The sequence below is a fragment of the Sporosarcina sp. P7 genome (assembly GCF_002743425.1).
Classification (GTDB): domain Bacteria; phylum Bacillota; class Bacilli; order Bacillales_A; family Planococcaceae; genus Sporosarcina.
Window position 1 is genome coordinate 150,950 of record NZ_PDZF01000002.1, and the last position, 19,556, is coordinate 170,505.

General features: G+C 39.8%; 20 protein-coding genes. 16 read left to right on the plus strand and 4 right to left on the minus strand.

Features of this window, described 5'->3' with window-relative positions; all coding sequences use genetic code 11:
• The first annotated feature begins 139 nt into the window (after positions 1–139).
• The 7 genes from mutS (at position 140) to CSV60_RS03385 (ending at position 9,662) form a co-directional block, all read left to right on the plus strand.
• Positions 140–2,707 carry a DNA mismatch repair protein MutS gene (gene mutS / locus CSV60_RS03355; RefSeq protein WP_099635976.1) on the plus strand — a complete coding sequence of 856 codons (2,568 nt, stop codon included), beginning with the start codon at positions 140–142 and terminating at the stop codon, positions 2,705–2,707.
• Positions 2,708–2,712: 5 nt separating this feature from the next.
• On the plus strand, positions 2,713–4,536 hold the full coding sequence (gene mutL, locus CSV60_RS03360) for a DNA mismatch repair endonuclease MutL (RefSeq protein ID WP_099635977.1): 1,824 nt from the start codon (positions 2,713–2,715) through the stop codon (positions 4,534–4,536).
• 27 nt (positions 4,537–4,563) lie between these two features.
• Complete coding sequence (locus CSV60_RS03365) at positions 4,564–6,204, plus strand: glycerol-3-phosphate dehydrogenase/oxidase (protein WP_099630986.1); 1,641 nt, start codon at positions 4,564–4,566, stop codon at positions 6,202–6,204.
• Complete coding sequence (locus CSV60_RS03370) at positions 6,201–7,127, plus strand: alpha/beta hydrolase (RefSeq protein ID WP_099635978.1); 927 nt, start codon at positions 6,201–6,203, stop codon at positions 7,125–7,127. The genes CSV60_RS03365 and CSV60_RS03370 overlap by 4 nt, the downstream gene beginning before the upstream one ends.
• Positions 7,111–8,043, plus strand: coding sequence for a tRNA (adenosine(37)-N6)-dimethylallyltransferase MiaA (gene miaA / locus CSV60_RS03375; RefSeq protein ID WP_099635979.1), 933 nt, complete (start codon positions 7,111–7,113; stop codon positions 8,041–8,043). Before CSV60_RS03370 ends, miaA begins: the two co-directional genes overlap by 17 nt.
• Positions 8,044–8,083: 40 nt before the next feature.
• Complete coding sequence (gene hfq, locus CSV60_RS03380; RefSeq protein ID WP_099630989.1) at positions 8,084–8,308, plus strand: RNA chaperone Hfq; 225 nt, start codon at positions 8,084–8,086, stop codon at positions 8,306–8,308.
• A 94-nt stretch (positions 8,309–8,402) separates the two neighbouring features.
• Positions 8,403–9,662 carry a methionine gamma-lyase family protein gene (locus CSV60_RS03385; protein WP_099630990.1) on the plus strand — a complete coding sequence of 420 codons (1,260 nt, stop codon included), beginning with the start codon at positions 8,403–8,405 and terminating at the stop codon, positions 9,660–9,662.
• Positions 9,663–9,716: 54 nt separating this feature from the next.
• Here the strand turns inward: CSV60_RS03385 and lexA are convergent, their stop codons facing one another.
• A complete protein-coding gene (gene lexA / locus CSV60_RS03390; protein ID WP_099630991.1) occupies positions 9,717–10,337 on the minus strand; it encodes a transcriptional repressor LexA in 621 nt (206 codons plus the stop codon).
• 192 nt (positions 10,338–10,529) lie between these two features.
• On the opposite strand from lexA, the gene yneA reads away from it, so the two are divergent.
• The 6 genes from yneA (at position 10,530) to CSV60_RS03420 (ending at position 14,857) form a co-directional block, all read left to right on the plus strand.
• Positions 10,530–10,859, plus strand: a complete 330-nt coding sequence (gene yneA, locus CSV60_RS03395; protein WP_143565314.1) for a cell division suppressor protein YneA — start codon at positions 10,530–10,532, stop codon at positions 10,857–10,859.
• Positions 10,856–11,509, plus strand: coding sequence for a YneB family resolvase-like protein (locus CSV60_RS03400; protein ID WP_199175229.1), 654 nt, complete (start codon positions 10,856–10,858; stop codon positions 11,507–11,509). The genes yneA and CSV60_RS03400 overlap by 4 nt, the downstream gene beginning before the upstream one ends.
• Before the next feature lie 67 nt (positions 11,510–11,576).
• Positions 11,577–11,813, plus strand: a complete 237-nt coding sequence (locus tag CSV60_RS03405) for a DUF896 domain-containing protein (protein WP_099630993.1) — start codon at positions 11,577–11,579, stop codon at positions 11,811–11,813.
• A gap of 108 nt (positions 11,814–11,921) precedes the next feature.
• Positions 11,922–13,928, plus strand: coding sequence for a transketolase (gene tkt, locus CSV60_RS03410; RefSeq protein ID WP_099635981.1), 2,007 nt, complete (start codon positions 11,922–11,924; stop codon positions 13,926–13,928).
• Between the two features lie 141 nt (positions 13,929–14,069).
• On the plus strand, positions 14,070–14,510 hold the full coding sequence (gene sirA, locus CSV60_RS03415) for a sporulation inhibitor of replication protein SirA (RefSeq protein ID WP_099630995.1): 441 nt from the start codon (positions 14,070–14,072) through the stop codon (positions 14,508–14,510).
• Positions 14,511–14,620: 110 nt separating this feature from the next.
• Entirely contained in the window at positions 14,621–14,857 is a 237-nt protein-coding gene (locus CSV60_RS03420) for a YneF family protein (RefSeq protein WP_029053123.1), read from the plus strand.
• Positions 14,858–14,918: 61 nt separating this feature from the next.
• On the opposite strand, the gene CSV60_RS03425 is transcribed toward CSV60_RS03420, so the two are convergent.
• Positions 14,919–15,845 (minus strand): alpha/beta hydrolase, encoded by a 927-nt coding sequence (locus tag CSV60_RS03425; RefSeq protein WP_099630996.1) that lies wholly within the window; start codon positions 15,843–15,845, stop codon positions 14,919–14,921.
• Between the two features lie 21 nt (positions 15,846–15,866).
• Positions 15,867–16,565: a beta/alpha barrel domain-containing protein gene (locus tag CSV60_RS03430; protein ID WP_369823576.1), complete on the minus strand. Its 699-nt coding sequence runs from the start codon at positions 16,563–16,565 to the stop codon at positions 15,867–15,869.
• A gap of 198 nt (positions 16,566–16,763) precedes the next feature.
• Between CSV60_RS03430 and CSV60_RS03435 the strand changes: the two genes are divergently transcribed.
• From CSV60_RS03435 to CSV60_RS03445, 3 genes are all read left to right on the plus strand, one after another.
• Positions 16,764–17,021, plus strand: a complete 258-nt coding sequence (locus CSV60_RS03435; RefSeq protein WP_099630997.1) for a YqkE family protein — start codon at positions 16,764–16,766, stop codon at positions 17,019–17,021.
• 85 nt (positions 17,022–17,106) lie between these two features.
• Positions 17,107–17,532, plus strand: a complete 426-nt coding sequence (locus CSV60_RS03440) for a hypothetical protein (RefSeq protein WP_099635982.1) — start codon at positions 17,107–17,109, stop codon at positions 17,530–17,532.
• A gap of 30 nt (positions 17,533–17,562) precedes the next feature.
• Entirely contained in the window at positions 17,563–18,414 is an 852-nt protein-coding gene (locus tag CSV60_RS03445) for an STAS domain-containing protein (RefSeq protein ID WP_099635983.1), read from the plus strand.
• Positions 18,415–18,454: 40 nt separating this feature from the next.
• Here the strand turns inward: CSV60_RS03445 and serC are convergent, their stop codons facing one another.
• On the minus strand, positions 18,455–19,549 hold the full coding sequence (gene serC, locus CSV60_RS03450) for a 3-phosphoserine/phosphohydroxythreonine transaminase (RefSeq protein WP_099631000.1): 1,095 nt from the start codon (positions 19,547–19,549) through the stop codon (positions 18,455–18,457).
• Between the last annotated feature and the right edge of the window lie 7 nt (positions 19,550–19,556).

A 19,556-nucleotide genomic window follows, 5' to 3' on the forward strand; every position in this document is an offset into this window, starting at 1 on the left:
AGTTTTCATTAAAAGATATATTTAGTTGATGACCTATGTCTATTCTCCTTTTAAAATTACTTCAACCCCTTTTGATTCGTTAACTCCTAGGGTGTTTGGTATAATGTATAGAAAATGAGCGAGAAAAAGAGGGTTTACCATGTCTGAACATACACCAATGATGAAACAATATTTGAAAATTAAAGAACAACATACAGACGCATTTTTATTCTTCCGTTTAGGGGACTTCTATGAAATGTTTTTTGAGGATGCCGTCAACGCATCTGCATTATTAGAAATCACATTAACGAGTAGGGACTCTGGCGCAAAGGAACGTATACCAATGTGCGGCATACCTTATCACTCCGCAACAGGATATATTGAAACATTAATCCACAAGGGTCATAAAGTAGCGATATGTGAACAAATGGAAGATCCGCGCAACGTAAAGGGAATTGTGAAACGTGAAGTCGTGAAAGTGATTACACCTGGGACATTAACAGAAGGTAAAACAATTGATGTCGAAGCCAATCATTTTATCGGTGCCATCGATAGCTTGGGAAATCAATGTTATGCATTAGCTTACCTTGATGTTGGCACTGGAGAAGGAAAAGTAGAGTTGATTGAAGGAAGCGAGCGCACGTTACTAGCAGAAATAGAAGCCCTTAGCATGAAGGAAATTGTTGTGGATCAACAACTTCATGTGATGCTGGCGGAACTGTTTGAAAGTCGCGAAATCATGCTTTCAATAGAAGATACGGAGCATTCAGGATCCATTGCTCACGATACATATGAGCATCTGCCAGAAGAGTTGCAGGAAGTCTGCCGTAAGTTGCAATCATATCTACTCCGTATGCAAAAGATGGTTTTTGGTCATATTCGACCTTTCATCTATATAGAGAAAGATGCAAAGTTATCGATTGATGCGAACTCCATGCGGAATTTGGAACTCGTGCAAACTATTCGTTCGGGTAAAAAAGAAGGCACGTTGTTCTGGGTGCTTGATGAAACCGTTACTGCGATGGGTGCGAGGAAATTACGGATGTGGATTCACCAGCCTTTGGCGCAGCGCCAAGCGATTGAAGAACGTCTAGAAACGGTAAACAACTTACTGGATGAGTATTTCTTGCGTGAAGAATTACTGGAAGAATTGCAGGATGTATATGATGTAGAACGTCTTGCGGGAAGAATTTCCATGGGCAGTGCAAGTGCACGTGATCTTGCACAGTTACGAAACTCATTGTCACATATACCTAAACTAAAACAATTGCTTGAAGAATCAAAGCGACCGATGTTACAGCGATTTGCTGATCGAATGGATCCTTGCGGGGAAACATTCCAATTGTTGACGGATGCTATTGCAGTAAACCCACCGATATCCAGTAAAGAAGGTGGACTCATTCTAGACGGCTATCATGAAAAGCTGGACGAACTTCGTAATGCATCTCGTAACGGAAAGACATGGCTAGCGCAGCTGGAGCAAAAAGAGCGGCAGCTAACAGGAATTAAAACGTTGAAGATCGGTTATAATCGGATTTTTGGATATTATATTGAAATTACCAAGTCCAATATTCATTTAGCTGACTTATCACGCTATGAACGTAAGCAGACACTCGCAAATGCGGAGCGATATATAACAACGGAGCTAAAAGAAAAAGAAGAACTGATTCTAAATGCGGAAGCAGATAGCCAGACATTGGAACTTGACTTATTTCAGTCGATTCGTGACCAAGTGAAGGGCGATGTGCAAAGAATTCAACAACTAGCCTCTGTTATTAGTGAACTAGATGTTTTGCTGTCATTTGCTAAAGTATCCGAAAAGAATCAATATGTCCGACCAGAATTTCATACAGGAAAGGCTGTTGACATTCAAAATGGTCGACATCCTGTTGTTGAGAAAATGATGAGCCATTCATTATATACACCGAATTCTTGTACGCTAGCTGAAGATGAAAATATGTTACTGATTACAGGTCCGAATATGTCCGGTAAAAGTACGTATATGCGCCAAGTCGCTTTGACTGTAGTGATGGCTCAAATCGGTTGTTTCGTCCCTTGTGAAAAGGCTATACTGCCTATTACAGATCAAATCTTTACACGAATTGGGGCCGCAGATGATGTAGCGTCTGGACAGAGTACATTCATGATGGAAATGATGGAGTCTCAATATGCATTGGCCCATGCGTCGTCCCACAGCCTTTTGTTGTTTGACGAGATTGGGCGCGGAACGTCCACGTATGACGGGATGGCTCTCGCACAAGCGATGATGGAGTATATTCACGAAGAAATCGGTGCTAACACATTGTTTTCCACGCATTATCATGAACTGACACAACTAGAAAACGTTTTGGATCGGTTGTTGAATGTCCATGTCGCGGCGAAAGAGCAAAATGGTAAAGTCGTGTTTTTGCACAAAGTACTACCAGGTGCTGCTGATCGAAGCTACGGGATTCATGTAGCCGAACTTGCGGGTCTCCCTGCAGACGTGGTTGGACGTGCAAAAACCTTATTACAACGATTTGAGGAAGACAGCTCAACAAAAGGTGTGTCTTCGGTTTCGGAGCAGTTGGCTTTGTTTGAGACTGATAGTGAACCGACATTTTCAGTGGAAACTCAAAAATTACTTAATGAAATTGAAGCAGTCGATTTGATGAATATGACACCTATGCAAACTATGCAAAAAATAATGGAGTGGAAAGAACGCTTGACAACAGAGAAGAAGGGGTGAAGCGGATGAATCAAATTCACATCATGGAAGACACACTGGCCAATAAAATTGCGGCGGGGGAAGTGGTGGAACGTCCTGCTTCTATCGTCAAGGAGTTAGTGGAGAATGCGATTGATGCGCAAAGTACCAAGATAGAAGTATCTCTTATTGAGGCAGGTTTAACTTCGATTCGTGTGACCGATAACGGCAAAGGGATGTCTGAAGAAGACGCGATCCGCTGTTTTGAAAGGCATGCTACCAGTAAAATATCTAATGAGCATGATCTATTTCGAATCCGTACACTAGGCTTCCGTGGAGAAGCATTAGCAAGTATCGCTGCAGTATCAAAAGTATCGTTATGGACCTCGGATGGTGTTGAAGGGGCTGTAGTGGAAATTGAAGGCGGTAAAGTTCTGAAATACGAACCAGGAGCATTACGAAAAGGTACAGACTTTCACATACAACATGTATTCTTTAATACACCGGCACGTTTGAAATATATGAAAACAATTCAGACGGAACTTGGACATACGATAGATTTATTAAATCGATTAGCACTAAGTCATCCTACTATATCTTTTACGTTAACTCACGATCATCATGAAATTCTTAGAACATCAGGTTCAGGAGACTTATTACGGGTATTATCAGATATATATGGTGTCGCGGTTGCACGTAAAATGATACCGTTTCAAAAAGAAGATGCTGATTTCAAAGTGAAGGGTTTTATTACACTTCCTGAGATGACACGCGCATCAAAAAATTATATTTCACTTCTAATGAATGGCCGTTGGGTTAAAAGCTATGCAGGGACTCAGGCAGCTATTGATGCAATGCATACGTACTTGCCGATTGGAAGGTTTCCGATTGCAGTCATTGATATTACAGCAGATCCCATTTTAACAGATGTCAACGTTCATCCTGCGAAGCGCCATATCCGTATCAGTAAAGAAGGCGAATTATTTTCTTTGATAAAGGAAGCCATCAAAGAGGCTATTCAAGGAGTCACTATTATTCCCGACGCAGTAAAAAAAGAAAAGCCTATAAAAAGAGACTCAGAGCAGCAGACAATTTGGACGCCACCTTATCGCCGGCCGGAAGTAACGATTCCGTTACATGAACATGAAACTCAGCCAACCATTACGCCTGTGGAAGAACCTACTATAGAACAACCTTCACCTGTCTTCCCTGAAGCCGTTTTTGAGTCGCAGGAAGAATCGGTGCCCGAAGAGCCTGTCGTTGAGCAGAAACAGCAGGACATGAATCATTTTCCTTTCATTGTACCTGTAGGACAAGTTCATGGGACATATATAGTGGCACAAAATGAAGATGGATTTTATTTGATTGATCAGCATGCAGCGCAAGAGCGAATCAAATATGAATATTTTAAAGTGAAGCTTGGTCAGGTGGATGCGGGTGAACGTCAGCAATTACTTTTGCCACTTGTTTTTCACTACTCGGCTGATGAGCAAGTGAAGATCGAAGAGTGTAAGAGTGCACTAGAAGAAGTCGGGGTGTTTTTGGAAGCGTTCGGTCCAGCGACATATACAGTGAAAGAGTATCCCTCATGGTTCCCTGAAGGACAAGCTACTTCGATTATAGAAGAAATGATTGAGCAAGTACTCGAGAAACGCAAAGTAGATGTCGAGAAATTGCGTGAAGAAAGTGCAATTATGATGAGTTGTAAAAAATCTATCAAAGCAAATTATTACTTAAGACAAGAAGACATGGAACGACTGCTCACTGATCTAGGGGCTTGTCATAATCCCTATACATGTCCACATGGTCGTCCGGTATTGATTCATTTTACAACGTATGAACTAGAGAAAATGTTTAAAAGAGTGATGTAACAGTGCGTATCAGAGAGGAGCGATTGTATGTTTTCTACATTAGAAAGATCAAGCAGAATTCAGGACTTGAGAACCTTTTCATTCGATGTATTAGTTATCGGTGGAGGAATTACAGGTGCGGGTATCGCATTGGATGCGGCTGCTAGAGGATTTTCGGTTGCCCTAATTGATATGCAAGATTTTGCGGCGGGTACATCTAGCCGTTCAACAAAGCTGATACATGGTGGTTTGCGTTATTTAAAACAACTAGAAGTGAAAATAGTAGCAGAAACGGGAAGGGAACGGGAAATCGTCTTCCGTAATTCTCGTAATATCACGAAGGCCAGACCGATGCTATTGCCGATCTATCAAAAAGGAACGTATGGCAAGTACTCTACTTCTGCTGGACTTCTCGTTTATGATTTACTAGCAGGTGTTAAGCCCACTGAACGACGTGAAATGCTAACGAAAGAAGAAACGGCCGAACTTGAACCATTACTGAAAAAGGAACAGTTAAAAGGTGGCGGGCATTATGTGGAGTATCAGACTGATGATGCGCGTTTGACGATTGAGGTACTAAAGAAAGCGGCAGAAAAAGGTGCGCTATGCCTGAATTATATGAAGTGCGAACAATTCAACTTTGAGAAGGATCGTGTCGTGGGAGCGGTCTTAAGTGATCAACTAACCGGTGAACGATTCTCCGTAGCGGCTTCTATGGTGATCAACGCAGCAGGTCCATGGGTTGACGAGTTGCAGAAGAAAATCAACAGCAAGCAAACGAAACAATTGCATAGCACAAAAGGCGTCCATATCGTAGTAGATCAATCTATTTTCCCGTTACAGCAAGCAGTATATTTTGATAACTCAGATGGCCGGATGTTATTCGCCATTCCACGCGATAATAAAACGTATATTGGTACGACGGATACATTTTATACGGATGATAAACAGCATCCGATAGCGACAGAAGATGATATACGCTACATCATCGATGCGGTTCGCGAAACCTTTCCAAGTATTCATCTGCAACGTCAACATGTGGAATCTACATGGGCTGGAATCCGCCCATTGATTGCACAAGAAGGCAAGAATGCATCTGAAATATCACGAAGAGATGAATTGTGGGAAACAGTTCCTGGAATGCTGACGATTGCAGGAGGAAAGTTAACAGGCTACCGACAGATGGCGGAAGTCGTAGTGGATCGAATTGATGAACAGCTAGAAAAACCATCTATTAAGCGATGTGAAACAAAGAATATCACCGTTTCAGGAAGCGATTTCATAGACGATGAAGCTTTAAAGCAATTTATTGATCTGCAAGCTAAAAGAGCACCATTGTTCGGCTTAACTTCACAGCAAGGAGCGCGTCTTGCTTCATTTTATGGAAGAAATAGTGACCAAGTGTTCCAATTCGCTCATGCGATTTCAGCGGAAAAGAATAATTTGCCAATAAGTTTACGTGCAGAGATTTTATATAGTATTCATTGCGAAATGGTCACATCGCCAAGTGATTTCTTTATCCGTAGAAAAGGGGATTTATATTTCCAAATTGATGTGGTGGAATCATTGGCGACACAAGTAACAAACTACATGGCAAAGTTACTGCACTATACGGAAAGCGAGAAAACCATCTATGAAAATGATTTAAAAAATGCGGTTGCGGAAGCGAAAGGAAGTGCAAGTTCATGACAGATCAATGGATAGAAATGCGTGACGGCATTAAAGTGTATAGTATAAGTTATATACCTAAAACAAATCCGATTGGCCGTGTGCATATCATTCACGGACTGGCTGAACATAGCCGTCGCTATGAAAGATTCGCACAGTACTTGCGATCACAAGGGTATGTCGTGACGTTACATGACCAGAGGGGTCACGGGAAGACAGCTGTAGAAAATGGCTATGTATACGGCTATCTCGGTGACTCTACTTCATTCGACCAATTGGTAGACGATGCGTTTGAAGTGAATCAATCCTATAAACAGCAATACCCCGAGCTTCCTGTAGTACTAATCGGACATAGTATGGGTTCGTTCGTTGCAAGACGTTATATACAGCTATACGGTTCAACGGTTAGTAAAGTGGTCTTATTGGGTACTGGGACCAATTCCGAACTCATGGCACATGCTGCGATTGCACTAGCTACGTACAGAGAAAATACATTACCTAAAGAGCAACCGGATGAGTTTTTAAATGGTTTGGTCTTTGGCAATTACTCCAAACAATTTCCTGATGAAGGGGAATTTGCATGGTTATCACGCAATGTAGAAAGTGTAACGGAATATCAAGCAGACGAAGCATGTGGATTCGTGCCTACAGCACAAATGTTTCGTGTATTGCTAGAAGGATTAAATTCTTTGGAAGCGCCCGAATTCTTATTGAACATTCCAGATGAACTGCCGATATTATTACTCTCAGGTACAGATGATTTAGTAGGAGACCGTGCGAAAGGTGTTTGGAAAGTAGCCAAACAATTTGATAAAGCGAATCAACAGCAAGTCACTGTCGTGCTCTATGAAGGCGGAAGACATGAAATGCTTCAGGAAACCAACTATAAACATGTGTATACGACTATCGTAGAATGGATGAAACGACATGAACCTACCCGTTGATGTACTAGCAGTCGTAGGACCGACTGCTTCAGGGAAGACAGCACTTAGCATAGCACTTGCAAATTCATTTAATGGGGAAATCATTAATGGAGATGCCATGCAAGTATACAAAGAATTAAATATCGGTACAGCAAAAATACATCGTTCTGAAATGCAAGGAATCCCGCACCATTTCTTTGATGTAAAAGAACCAACTGAATCGTTTTCTGTAGCGGAATATCAACAAGCAGTCAGACAATGGATAGCGGATATTCAATCTCGCGGAAAACTACCTATTATTGTCGGAGGTAGTGGAATGTATGTTCAGTCCGTTTTGTTTGATTATCGATTTACAGAACAAGCGGCTGATCCTGCAGTGCGAGCGCGCTTAGAACAGGAACTTGAATCAGAAGGCGCGGATGTATTACATGCACGACTTGCAGAATTGGATCCGAAAAGTTCGGAAAAAATACACCCAAATAATCATAGACGTCTAGTACGTGCGCTAGAAATCCTTGAAGTGACGGGTCAAACAAAACAAGATCATGAACAGCAGCAAGGAAATCAACCCATGTATCATTCCTTAATTATTGGATTAGATCTTCCGCGAGAATTACTGTATAAACGAATCGATCTGCGTGTGGAACAAATGATTCAGGTGGGATTGTTCAATGAAGTAAAGCAACTCTGGAATAAAGGTATTCGTCAAACCCAATCAGTACAAGCGATAGGTTATAAAGAACTCATTTCCTACTTTAACGGCCAATTGACAAAAGAGCAGGCAATAGAGGCGGTAATGAAAAACACACGTAATTACGCAAAGAGGCAGCTGACATACTTTCGGAATAAGTTGCCTGTTCAGTGGGTAGATGCTAATCAGTCAGAGGAAGAAATTTTTCAAACAACCTGTAAGATAATAAAGGATTTTGAGAAGTGAGTATGGAATAACTACATAACAGTGACAAGGAGGCAATTGAATGGCACAAGGAAATATGCAAGATACGTTTTTAAATACTTTACGGAAGAATAACACATTTGTTACGATTTTTTTATTGAATGGTTTTCAGTTAAAAGGTCTAATTAAGTCGTATGATAATTATACGGTTTTACTGGAAACGGAAGGTAAGCAACAACTTATTTATAAGCATGCAATTTCCACATATTCTCCTGCAAAACCAGTAATTTTAAAAGATGAACTATAAACAGGCGCTTGCCTGTTTTTTTGTTGTCTTTCGTTTGGTATATAGACTCCATCTGCTAAAATAGGATATGACAAAATGAAATGAGGTACTACACATGCAAATTACCCCCATTAATGAAGAATTACTAACTAGATCACAAGAAGCGGAAGAACTAATCGCTCCGTATGTGAAGACGGTAGAAGAAATTGCGTTTTTTAACCAAAGAAAAGTCTTACAAGCATTCAAACAAAATCATGTAAGCGACTTTCATTTATCGGGCTCAACTGGGTATGGCTATGATGACAGCGGTCGTGATGTATTGGAAAAAGTATACTCAGATGTATTCGGTGCGGAAGACTGTCTCGTAAGAAATCAAATCATTTCCGGTACACATGCAATTACGATTAGCTTGTTTGGAATATTGCGCCCGGGTGATGAACTTCTATATATCACAGGTAAACCATACGATACGTTGGAGTCTATCGTTTCGGGAAATGGCAAAGACACAGGTTCACTAGAGGATTTTCAAATTTCTTATCGGCATATTGATTTGAAAGAAGATGGCTCAGTTGATTTTGAAAAAGCAAAAGAAATGATTTCATCGAAGACGAAAATCGTGGCGATTCAACGTTCTAAAGGCTATTCAAGCAATCCATCATTCAGAATCCATGAAATTGAAGCGATTATTAAGGAAATCCGTAACATGAAAGAGGACGTTGTAATCTTTGTAGATAATTGCTATGGAGAATTCGTGGAAATGAAAGAGCCTGTTGAGGTTGGAGCAGATCTTATGGCGGGCTCACTCATTAAAAATCCAGGTGGTGGACTTGCCAGAACAGGTGGTTATATAGCCGGTAAGAAAGACTTGGTTGAGAAGTGTGCATATCGTATGACATCTCCCGGTCTAGGGGCTGAAGCAGGAGCCTCTCTCGATACGTTACTGGAGATGTATCAAGGTTTCTTCTTGGCACCACACGTAGTCAGTCAGGCCGTTAAAGGTGCGCTATTCACATCCGCATTTTTAGGCAGCTTTGGTATGGACACGACTCCGCATTACAGTGAGCTTCGAACAGATTTAATTCAATCCGTGAATTTTAAGAACGCTAAACAAATGATTGCATTCTGCCAAATGATTCAGCAAAATTCACCAATCAATGCCCAATATGCACCGGAGCCTTCCTATATGCCTGGTTATGCTGATGACGTCATCATGGCCGCGGGAACGTTCATTCAAGGCTCTAGTATTGAATTGACAGCTGACGGTCCGATTAGGCCACCATATACGGCATATATTCAAGGAGGATTGACTTACGAGCATATAAAATCCGCAGTACTAGATTCTATGGAACAATTACTTGAAAAGAAATTGGTATAAAGAAAAAAGTGTATCGAAAACCTATTGAGGTTTCTCGATACACTTTTTTGATCATTAATGAATCATACGGAATACACCGATCACTTTTCCTAGTATAGAAACTTGATCTACAATGATTGGCTCCATAGAGGAGTTTTCCGGTTGGAGTCGGAAATAGTCTTTCTCTTTAAAGAAACGTTTGACTGTTGCCTCATCTTCTTCTGTCATAGCCACGACAATTTCACCATTACTTGCGGAATGCGTTTGCCTGACAATCACGCGGTCTCCGTTTAGGATGCCCGCTTCGATCATGCTATCCCCTACAATCTCCAACATGAAGACTTCATCCTCAGATGAACCGAATGTATCCGGCAAAGGAAAGTACTCTTCAATATTTTCAATCGTCGTAATTGGATTACCTGCTGTAACTTTACCGATCAACGGTACATGCATAACACCACTTTTTAACTCGTCCAATCCCTCTGGATCCAATATTTCAATGGCGCGAGGTTTTGTAGGGTCTCTCCGTATGAAACCTTTACTTTCGAGTCGTGATAAATGACCGTGGACCGTTGAACTTGATGCAAGACCGACAGCTTCTCCAATTTCACGAACGGAAGGGGGATACCCTTTTAAACGTACTTCTTCTTTTATAAACGCAAGTATTTCTTCTTGTCTCTTTGATATTTTCTTCAACAGATTCACCTCTTCTACTAGTTTGCAAGCAATGGAATACTGAACCACTATTTTGAATATAGTATAACATGTGTTCGATTACTAATCAAACAAAGGTTCTAATTTTACTTGACATAGAATCATATGTTCTCTTATAATTAAGAACAGGTATTCCGAACATGTATTCTAAAAGCGTAAATTAGAGGAGGAGTTATGATGGAGATTATTAAAGAATTTATTAAAAATAATTATTATTTTGCAGTATTATTAGTAATTTGTGTATCATTTGCTTGGGTTCAATTCGATAAAATGGCTGAGGAAGATCACTATATGGAGATCGTTATTAATGAAGGAGATACACTGTGGCAGTTGGCTTCCAATTACTCGGAAGATATACCAACTACCCACTGGATCGAACAGGTACGTTCTTTAAATGAATTACCTACGGATCAAATCGTTTCAGGTGAATTACTGCGTGTGCCTGTTAAAATTAATAAACAAACAGATATTCGAGTAGCTGAAATAGGAGTGGGATCTAAATGATGGAAAAGAAATGTGTAATATACTGCCGAGTGAGTACGGAAAAAGAAACACAAGAACAATCTATTGTAAGGCAGCAAGAAGAACTAGAAAAATTAGCTGCTGAATTATCATATGATTGCGTTGGAATCTATACAGATCGTCAGAGTGGATATGACATGGATCGTGAAGGTCTTCTGTCCATGTTGGATCGAATTCAAAACGGTTCAGTGGATGCAGTATTCATTCAAGACGAAACACGATTAGGGCGGGGCAATGCAAGAGTCGCGATATTGCATGTAATTGCCAAAAGTGAAACGATCGTGATTACCAATCATTCAAACGGTACGATAGAATTGAATGAAATGGACTCGATGTTGTTGGAAATTCTGGCAATCGTAGAAGAATACCAACGCAAACTACATAATGCAAAAATACGTAGAGGGATGAAGCGTGCTGTTGACAGGGGCTATGATCCATCGAAGAATTTGCGAAATATTGACCAAGGAGTGGGGCGTGAAAGACTTGAGCTTCCGATAGAAGAAATTGTCTCGCTTCGTAACAAAGGTCTTACATATGAAGAAATTGCAAACGTGTTAAATGGATTAGGTCATGCTGTCAGCAAGGCCACGGTTCATAGAAGATATAAAGAGTTTGTGGCACAAGAACACTAATAGGTTGCACTTTTCCTCCAGGTTGTTTACATTTTATTAAACGACTAACTTATGGAGGTTTTTAAAGATGCTCTCAGAAAAAAAAATAAAACGTATTAATGAATTAGCAAATAAAAAGAAAACAACAGGATTATCGATCGAGGAAGCAAAAGAACAGACCCAGCTCAGAAAGGAATACTTGGAAACATTCCGTTCCAGTATGCGTGAAACTATCGAATCGGTCAAAGTAATGGACCCAGAAGGAAATGACGTAACACCTGAAAAAGTCAAACAAGCTAGAGCGAATCAAAAACCACTAAATTGATGATAGGTAAAGGATTAACATTGTAATTAACCGTGGAATTGACTACACTAGAGAAGGAATATCTACTATAAAACACTCATATGAGACAGGACGGAAAGGATGTACAGCATGACCGAAAAAATCGATCAACTGGCAATAACGACAATCCGAACATTATCAATCGATGCGATTGAAAAAGCAAATTCTGGTCACCCCGGATTACCGATGGGCGCAGCGCCAATGGCTTATACACTATGGACGCAACATTTACACCACAATCCATCAAATCCACAATGGTTCAATCGTGATCGCTTTGTACTTTCGGCAGGACACGGCTCGATGTTACTCTATAGCTTGTTGCATTTAAGTGGCTATGGTCTGACGATTGATGACTTGAAAAATTTCAGACAATGGGATTCAAAGACACCAGGACATCCGGAATATGGACATACAGTGGGAGTTGAAGCAACTACTGGACCACTTGGACAAGGAATTGGTATGTCTGTAGGTATGGCAATGGCTGAAAAACATCTTGCAGCAACTTATAACAAGCCAGGTTTCGATATTGTAGATCACTACACATATGCACTGTGTGGAGATGGTGATTTGATGGAAGGTGTAGCAGCAGAGGCAATCTCGATGGCAGGTCACCTTCAGTTAAACAAACTAATCGTACTTTATGACAGTAACGATATTTCTTTAGATGGCGATTTGGATATGTCATTCTCTGAGAACATTAGAAAACGCTTTGAATCATATGGCTGGAACTACGCACGAGTAGAAGACGGCAATGATACAAAATCAGTTTCTGATGCAATCGAAAAAGCAAAAGGCAATACCGGTGGGCCAACAATCATTGAAGTGAAAACTGTGATCGGCTATGGTTCACCAAACAAATCTGGTAAAGCAGATGCACACGGTGCGCCATTAGGTGAAGATGAAATGGCACTTACGAAAGAGTATTACAAGTGGACATTCGAAGAGGACTTCCACGTTCCTGAAGAAGTCTATGACCGTTTTAATTCAGCAACGGATCAACTGGGTGTTCAGTCAGAGCAACAATGGAATGATTTATTCGCAAGCTACGAAAACGAGCATAAAGAATTGGCGGCACAGTTCAAACAAGCGATTGCAAATGAACTGCCAACTGATTTGAAAGAACAAATGCCAGTTTATGAAGCGGGTGCTTCTGTAGCGACTCGTTCAGCATCCGGTGAGTCAATCAATGCATTAGCGAAAGCAGTTCCAGCTTTATTCGGCGGTAGTGCGGACCTTGCAGGTTCAAACAAGACGACGATTAAGAATGCAGGTGATTTTACTGTAGACAACTATGCGGGCCGTAATATATGGTTTGGTGTTCGTGAATTCGCGATGGGGACGGCTTTAAACGGCATGGCTCTCCATGGCGGGGTGAAAGTGTTTGGCGGAACATTCTTCGTGTTTAGTGATTATGTACGTCCTGCTATTCGTCTGTCCGCATTGATGGGCTTACCTGTGACTTATGTCTTCACACATGACAGCGTGGCTGTCGGTGAAGACGGACCTACTCATGAACCTGTGGAGCAATTGGCTTCATTACGTGCGATGCCTGGATTGTCTATCATCCGCCCTGCTGATGGAAATGAAACATCTGCGGCATGGCATATTGCTACCACTTCAAAAGACACGCCAACTGTCCTAGTATTGTCTAGACAAAACCTTGAAGTATTGCCTAAATCACAAGAACTTGCGATGGAATATGTACCAAAAGGTGCGTATGTCATATCATCTGCTACTAAAGAGCAAGCAGACGGTTTACTACTTGCAAGTGGCTCGGAAGTAAGTCTTGCGGTTGAGGCACAGAAAGCTCTTAAAGAGCAAGGTATCGACGTTAGTGTTATCTCCATGCCTTCTTGGGATCTATTTGAGAAGCAGGATCAAGCATATAAAGATTCTGTTCTGCCAAAGAACATCAAGAAAAGAGTGGCGATTGAGATGGGCGCTTCTCTCGGGTGGCATAAATACTCAGGCGATGAAGGAACTGTCATGGCAATTGATACATTCGGTGCAAGTGCACCAGGCGACTTAGTCATTGAAAAGTATGGCTTTACGGTTGAAAATGTCGTGAAGGAAATGACAAATCTAGTAAATAAATAAACTGACCTAACGCGCGGCTTTTATTAAAGAGCCGTGTGTTTTTTTGCGCAGCTTTACGACAATAATAGTGAGGAAGTTTTCCGCAAACTGACACGATTTACTAAGGACAAGTTCTATGATAGATAGTAGGAGGTGTTCTTTATGAGGAAGTATGAAATTTTTAAAATTAAGTCAGCGTATCAATCCTTCATAATGGGGCGTGAACGTTTATTATTTGAGCTACTAACAGTAGGTCCTTCTACGAACTATCATGAAATTGAATATTTATGTGATCAATTAAATCAAAGAGAACTTGATCATATCATTCAGAATAACTTGGCGAAAAGTTTTGATGAACTGGATTCATATCATAATGAATACCGTTTGACACACTTAATCAAAGGAGAAGTCTTCATCAAAATGGGTACGCATAGTATACAAGTGTATTGTCAAGGATCACGGATGTTGGATCTAGATCTATTTGTAGCGCTATCCTCTTCAACAGATCGTTTTTTTGCCGTGATGAATGAACAGGAAGAATGTGGGTGGCTCAAACCACTTAAACACTCTGAACGCATGATACTAGAAAATTCGATGATGTAAAAACTTCCGCACAATTTGCATACAGTCATTGCTATTCACTGCTGCTATGTTGTATAATCCTTCTTGGTAGTATGTAATCGAACTATTTTTATGAGGGAGGTTTGGCAGTAATGACTTTATGGATAGCAATTTTATTGATCGTCGTCGCTTTGATCGGCGGAGTAGCTCTCGGCTTTTTCATAGCACGTAAATATATGATGAATTATTTGAAGGACAATCCGCCAATTAATGAACAAATGTTACGTATGATGATGATGCAAATGGGACAGAAACCTTCTCAAAAGAAAATTAATCAAATGATGGCTCAAATGAACAAGGTTCAAGACAAGCCAGCCAAAAAAAAATAAAGTAAAACTCCGTGATTAGCAAGTTCGCTGACACGGAGATTTTTTATTTTCTATTATATTGTCATGAATATAAACGGAAGCGATTCAAAAACCTTTGAACCGTTTGTAAATATTCATCGGGGTTATCATTATACGATTTGGCATGTGCTCCTTTCGCAAAAAGCTTCATCATTTTATCGCCTTCTTTTAATTCGTATAACTCTTCCGTCATTTGCGGCAAAATGAACGTGTCTTCCATGCTGTGGATGAATAACACGGGTTTATCAATAAACTTCATTACTTCGCGGGGGGAAACCGCCGCTGAAGTATAGCCATCACGAATTTTTAAAAATAAATTGGCGATTCGCAAACTCATAGAAGTCTTAAACGGCATCTCCGTACGAATGATATGCAATAGTTGCTCTGAGAAATCCGAGAATGGACAATCGGCTATATAGAAATCTGCCTCATCTTCATAGGTACCTGCGTACAAAAGCGTAGTGGCGGCTCCCATGGATTCACCGTGTATGCCAATTAAAGCGCGCTTACCTACACGTTTACGAACAGCTGTTACAACTTCTTTCAGGTCCATTTTTTCATAGAATCCAAAACTTGTTGTTTTTCCACCAGAGTCACCATGCCGCCGATGATCAAAAATAACAGAATTAAATCCTAAACGTTCAAACAGACGTGCATATTTGATGGAATTCACTTTGTTTTCTGTTACGCCATGGCAAATGACAACCGTTCGCGTTGTATCCAAAGGCCGCAAGAAAATCGCGCGTAAGTTATAGCCGTTAGGTGAAGGGATCCAAATGTCATCTTTTCTAATAGTTTCAAACCACTGACGATCAAAGCGTTTAGCAATCATCTCGCGCTGCAAAATAACTTCTGAGTCTTTGGTTTTTAAATACATTAGACGATTAGTGACAAGTATCCCGAAAAATGTTAGAAGCGCCGTAAAAACACTTGACGTGATACCGAAAATATACATTACTCTACGTCTCAACAAAATCCTCCTTCCTATTTACTATTTTCTCCTATATAAGTTATACATGGTTGTTTCAATAGGACGTGATAGATAAGGTGCAACTTCATCCACTGCTGCACGTATTTTGTCTATATCAATCCCTGCTTGCATAGAGGCGTAATTATTAGCCAACCCAAATTTATAGGTATCATGGAAATGTGCTGTGAGCAAAATGTCTGGAAATTGCTTTTTCAGTTCATGAAACAGTGTAAAACTGGCTAAAGGATTTGCCATACTATCAGTATCTGCCACACTTAATTCATCTACACCCATATCGACAAACTTCTTACAAAGAGCTAGAGTTTTTTCAAGTGGAATGAAACCTTCATACGGACAGTGAAATGCTGTAGAAAGACAGGCTCTCACAAACTGATGATTATTTTTGAGCCGATTGATAATTGGTCGTAGTGTCTCCGTGCTTTCTGTAGTGGATTGATTGATATTATGTTGGTTGAATGTGTCACTTACGCCTAAAAACACCGCCATACTATCTGCACCAGCTTTTAGGGCATTCTCCACACCATGTGCATTCGGTGTGAGAACAAGTTGCCTGCCTTGTTTGCTTACCCGATTCATAATTTCTTTGGAGTCTGACATTTGAGAAACCCACTTAGGCGATACAAAAGAAGTAACTTCCATTTCATGTATATCTGCCCGCTGTAAAGCGTGTATAAAAGCTAATTTTTGATCAGTTGGGATACTGTGTTTTCATTTTGTAAACCATCGCGTGGTCCAACCTCGATTAACGTTACGTTCTTTGGTAAACTATACATAAACATCCCTCCTTCAATCTATTGTACGTAAAATAAGTGAATAAGGGCAATGTAAAAACCTTGCCAATTAACTTGATATAACAATAATGTGCAACTCTTTATCAAATAGAAAGTAGTGATTAGTATGTCAAAAAAACAACGAAAAGTATCAAATAATCGGAGCAACCATATCATAGATGATTCTGCAACTTCACTTTCAGATTTAGTAAGTGATGATATGTTAGCTAAATTAAAAGGAATGAAACGAGAGATGAAAGTGGAAGAAGAAATAAAACTAGAACAAGAAAAAGAAAAACGCATTCAAGAGCGAAAAGAACGTGAAAAAAATAAAAGTTTTGAAGAATTACTGGAGGAATACGGATATGACGGAACAAAGTATTAAGAATACTAGAACAGTAGGTGTGGGAATTGGTATACTTGTCATATAAATGTTTGATAAAAAGGTCTTTTACACAGGAGATGAAGAAATGAAGTTTTTGTATATTACGTATCATAAGAAACTACATCTTCAAAAAGAACTTATATCTGAAAGCCTTTTGAAACGTGTTCATTCAGCACCTATTGAGCATGCAATTGTTTATTGGTTGCAAAAAAATCTAGAAACTGTTGAAACAGTAGATTCTATTATATCTTATGATTTACCTAAGGAAATGGTAGAAAGTTTTTATACTACATTATTAGATGTGTATGCGGAAAAATCCAAGGAGTCTCCAAGACCCTGGAAATTTTTGCCGAACCCAACTGACGAACAGTATATGTTTCCAATTGCGCAATATGAAAAAGAATACGGAATCACGTATTATGAATCTATATACAAATACATAACGGTTCTCGGGGTCATATTAAATATATTTGACTTTGAATCTAATCAATTAATTATATACATTCGATAACATAGAGGAATGTATCCAGGGGGATGTAAGATGAAACAGCTCGATGTTAAGCTTTATGAGTATTTACTAGCAAAGCTACCTGAAATTACAACTTCTTGGCTAGCAATGAGAAAAGTGGAAAAAAACTCTATTTATTCGATAACTGCACATCCAGAAATGGAACAAACACTTCGGGAACAAAATAAACTCACAAATTTAACAGTCATCAGCAGTTTACTTGATGATCCTGAAATCTTTGAGAAGAATAAAATAAAATGGGCAGCGGTTGTCGCCCGTAGCAGAGTGAAAAGTAATACACCTATAGAAGATGTAATTCAAGCTTTGAGTAATGTTCGTTTAACATATTGGCGCTTCGTAAAAGAATTTTATTTGGTCCATAAAGACGAAATTACAATTGATGATTATATGCGCTGGAGTGAAACCATTAATAATGCATTTGATCAGATCTACTTTAGTTTCGCAGAAGCCTACAATGAATATATTAGTGGCAAGTTCGATATCCAACAAAGCTTAATTAATGAATTAAGCTCTCCCGTCATCAAAATTACTGACGAAATTGGCGTGGTACCGCTAATTGGAGAGTTGGATGAACTGCGTGCACAAAGTATGTTGGAAAGCATTCCAGAGAAAAGTTTAGAGTCTGGTATTGAACACTTATTCATTGATTTATCGGGTGTGACCGTTATTGATACACATGTAGCCCAGCAGATTTTTCAAGTGACAAAAGTGTTATCTCTATTAGGGACGAGATGCACAATTACGGGGATTTTACCGGCAATTGCTCAAGCATCGACAGAGCTTGGTTTAGACTTTAAAAATATCCAAACATTTAGTTCTTTACAATTAGCATTTCAAAAAGAATTTTTAATTGTGGAGCAGTAAAAAGCCAAGTCACTTATAAAGTGACTTGGCTTTTTAGGTTTTATTTATGTTTTTCTTGAAAATCCAGCATGAATTTCTGTAAAGCCAGACAAGCTTCAAATGGTACTGCGTTGTAAGTAGAAGCACGACATCCGCCTACGGAACGGTGACCATTCAGCCCAACGAATCCCGCCTCTTTAGCCTCTTCTAAGAATTGTTTTTCCAACTCTTCATCCGCTACACGGAACGTGATGTTCATTAATGAACGACTTCCTTTTTCAGCATGTCCTGTATAGAAACCGTTGCTGTTATCGATCGCGTCATAGATCAGATTCGCTTTTTCTTCATTGCGCTCTGCAATCTTCTCAATGCCGCCTTGTTGTTGCATCCAACCAAGAACTTCACCCAACATGTAAATACCGAAAGATGGGGGAGTGTTATATAAAGAATTACTTGATGAATGTGTTTGGTATTTCAATATAGTTGGAATTTCACTATTCGCTTTGTCCAACAAGTCTTTGCGGATAATCGCAACTGTAACGCCCGAAGGTCCGAGGTTTTTTTGTGCACCTGCATAAATCATTCCGAATTGACTGACGTCAAGTGGTCTTGACAGAATATCACTAGACATATCTGCTATTAACGGAACATTTCCAGTAGAAGGGAACTCATGGAATTGGGTGCCGAATATCGTGTTATTTGAAGTGATGTGCACGTAGGCATCCGTCTCTTTAAATGTAATTTCATCAGAAGATGGGACGCGATTATAATTTGTATTTTTTGTAGAAGCTGCTTCGTATACTTCACCGATTGTCTTTGCTTCTTTAAGTGCTTTATCTGACCATGCACCAGACATAATGTAGCTAGCTTTTTTCCCTTCTGATAAGAAATTCATTGGCACCATTGCAAATTGTAGACTAGCTCCGCCTTGCAAGAATAGTACTTCATAGTTTTCAGGAATTGAGAATAAAGAACGTAAACGCTCAATTGCTTGATTATGTACTTGTTCATAGGTAGCACTGCGGTGACTCATTTCCATAATAGACATTCCAGATTCTTCGAAATCCACTAGTTCAGCTTGTGCTTTTTCAAGAACTTCGCGTGGAAGTGCGGATGGACCCGCGTTAAAATTATAGACGGACTTTTGCTCAATCAAAAAAATC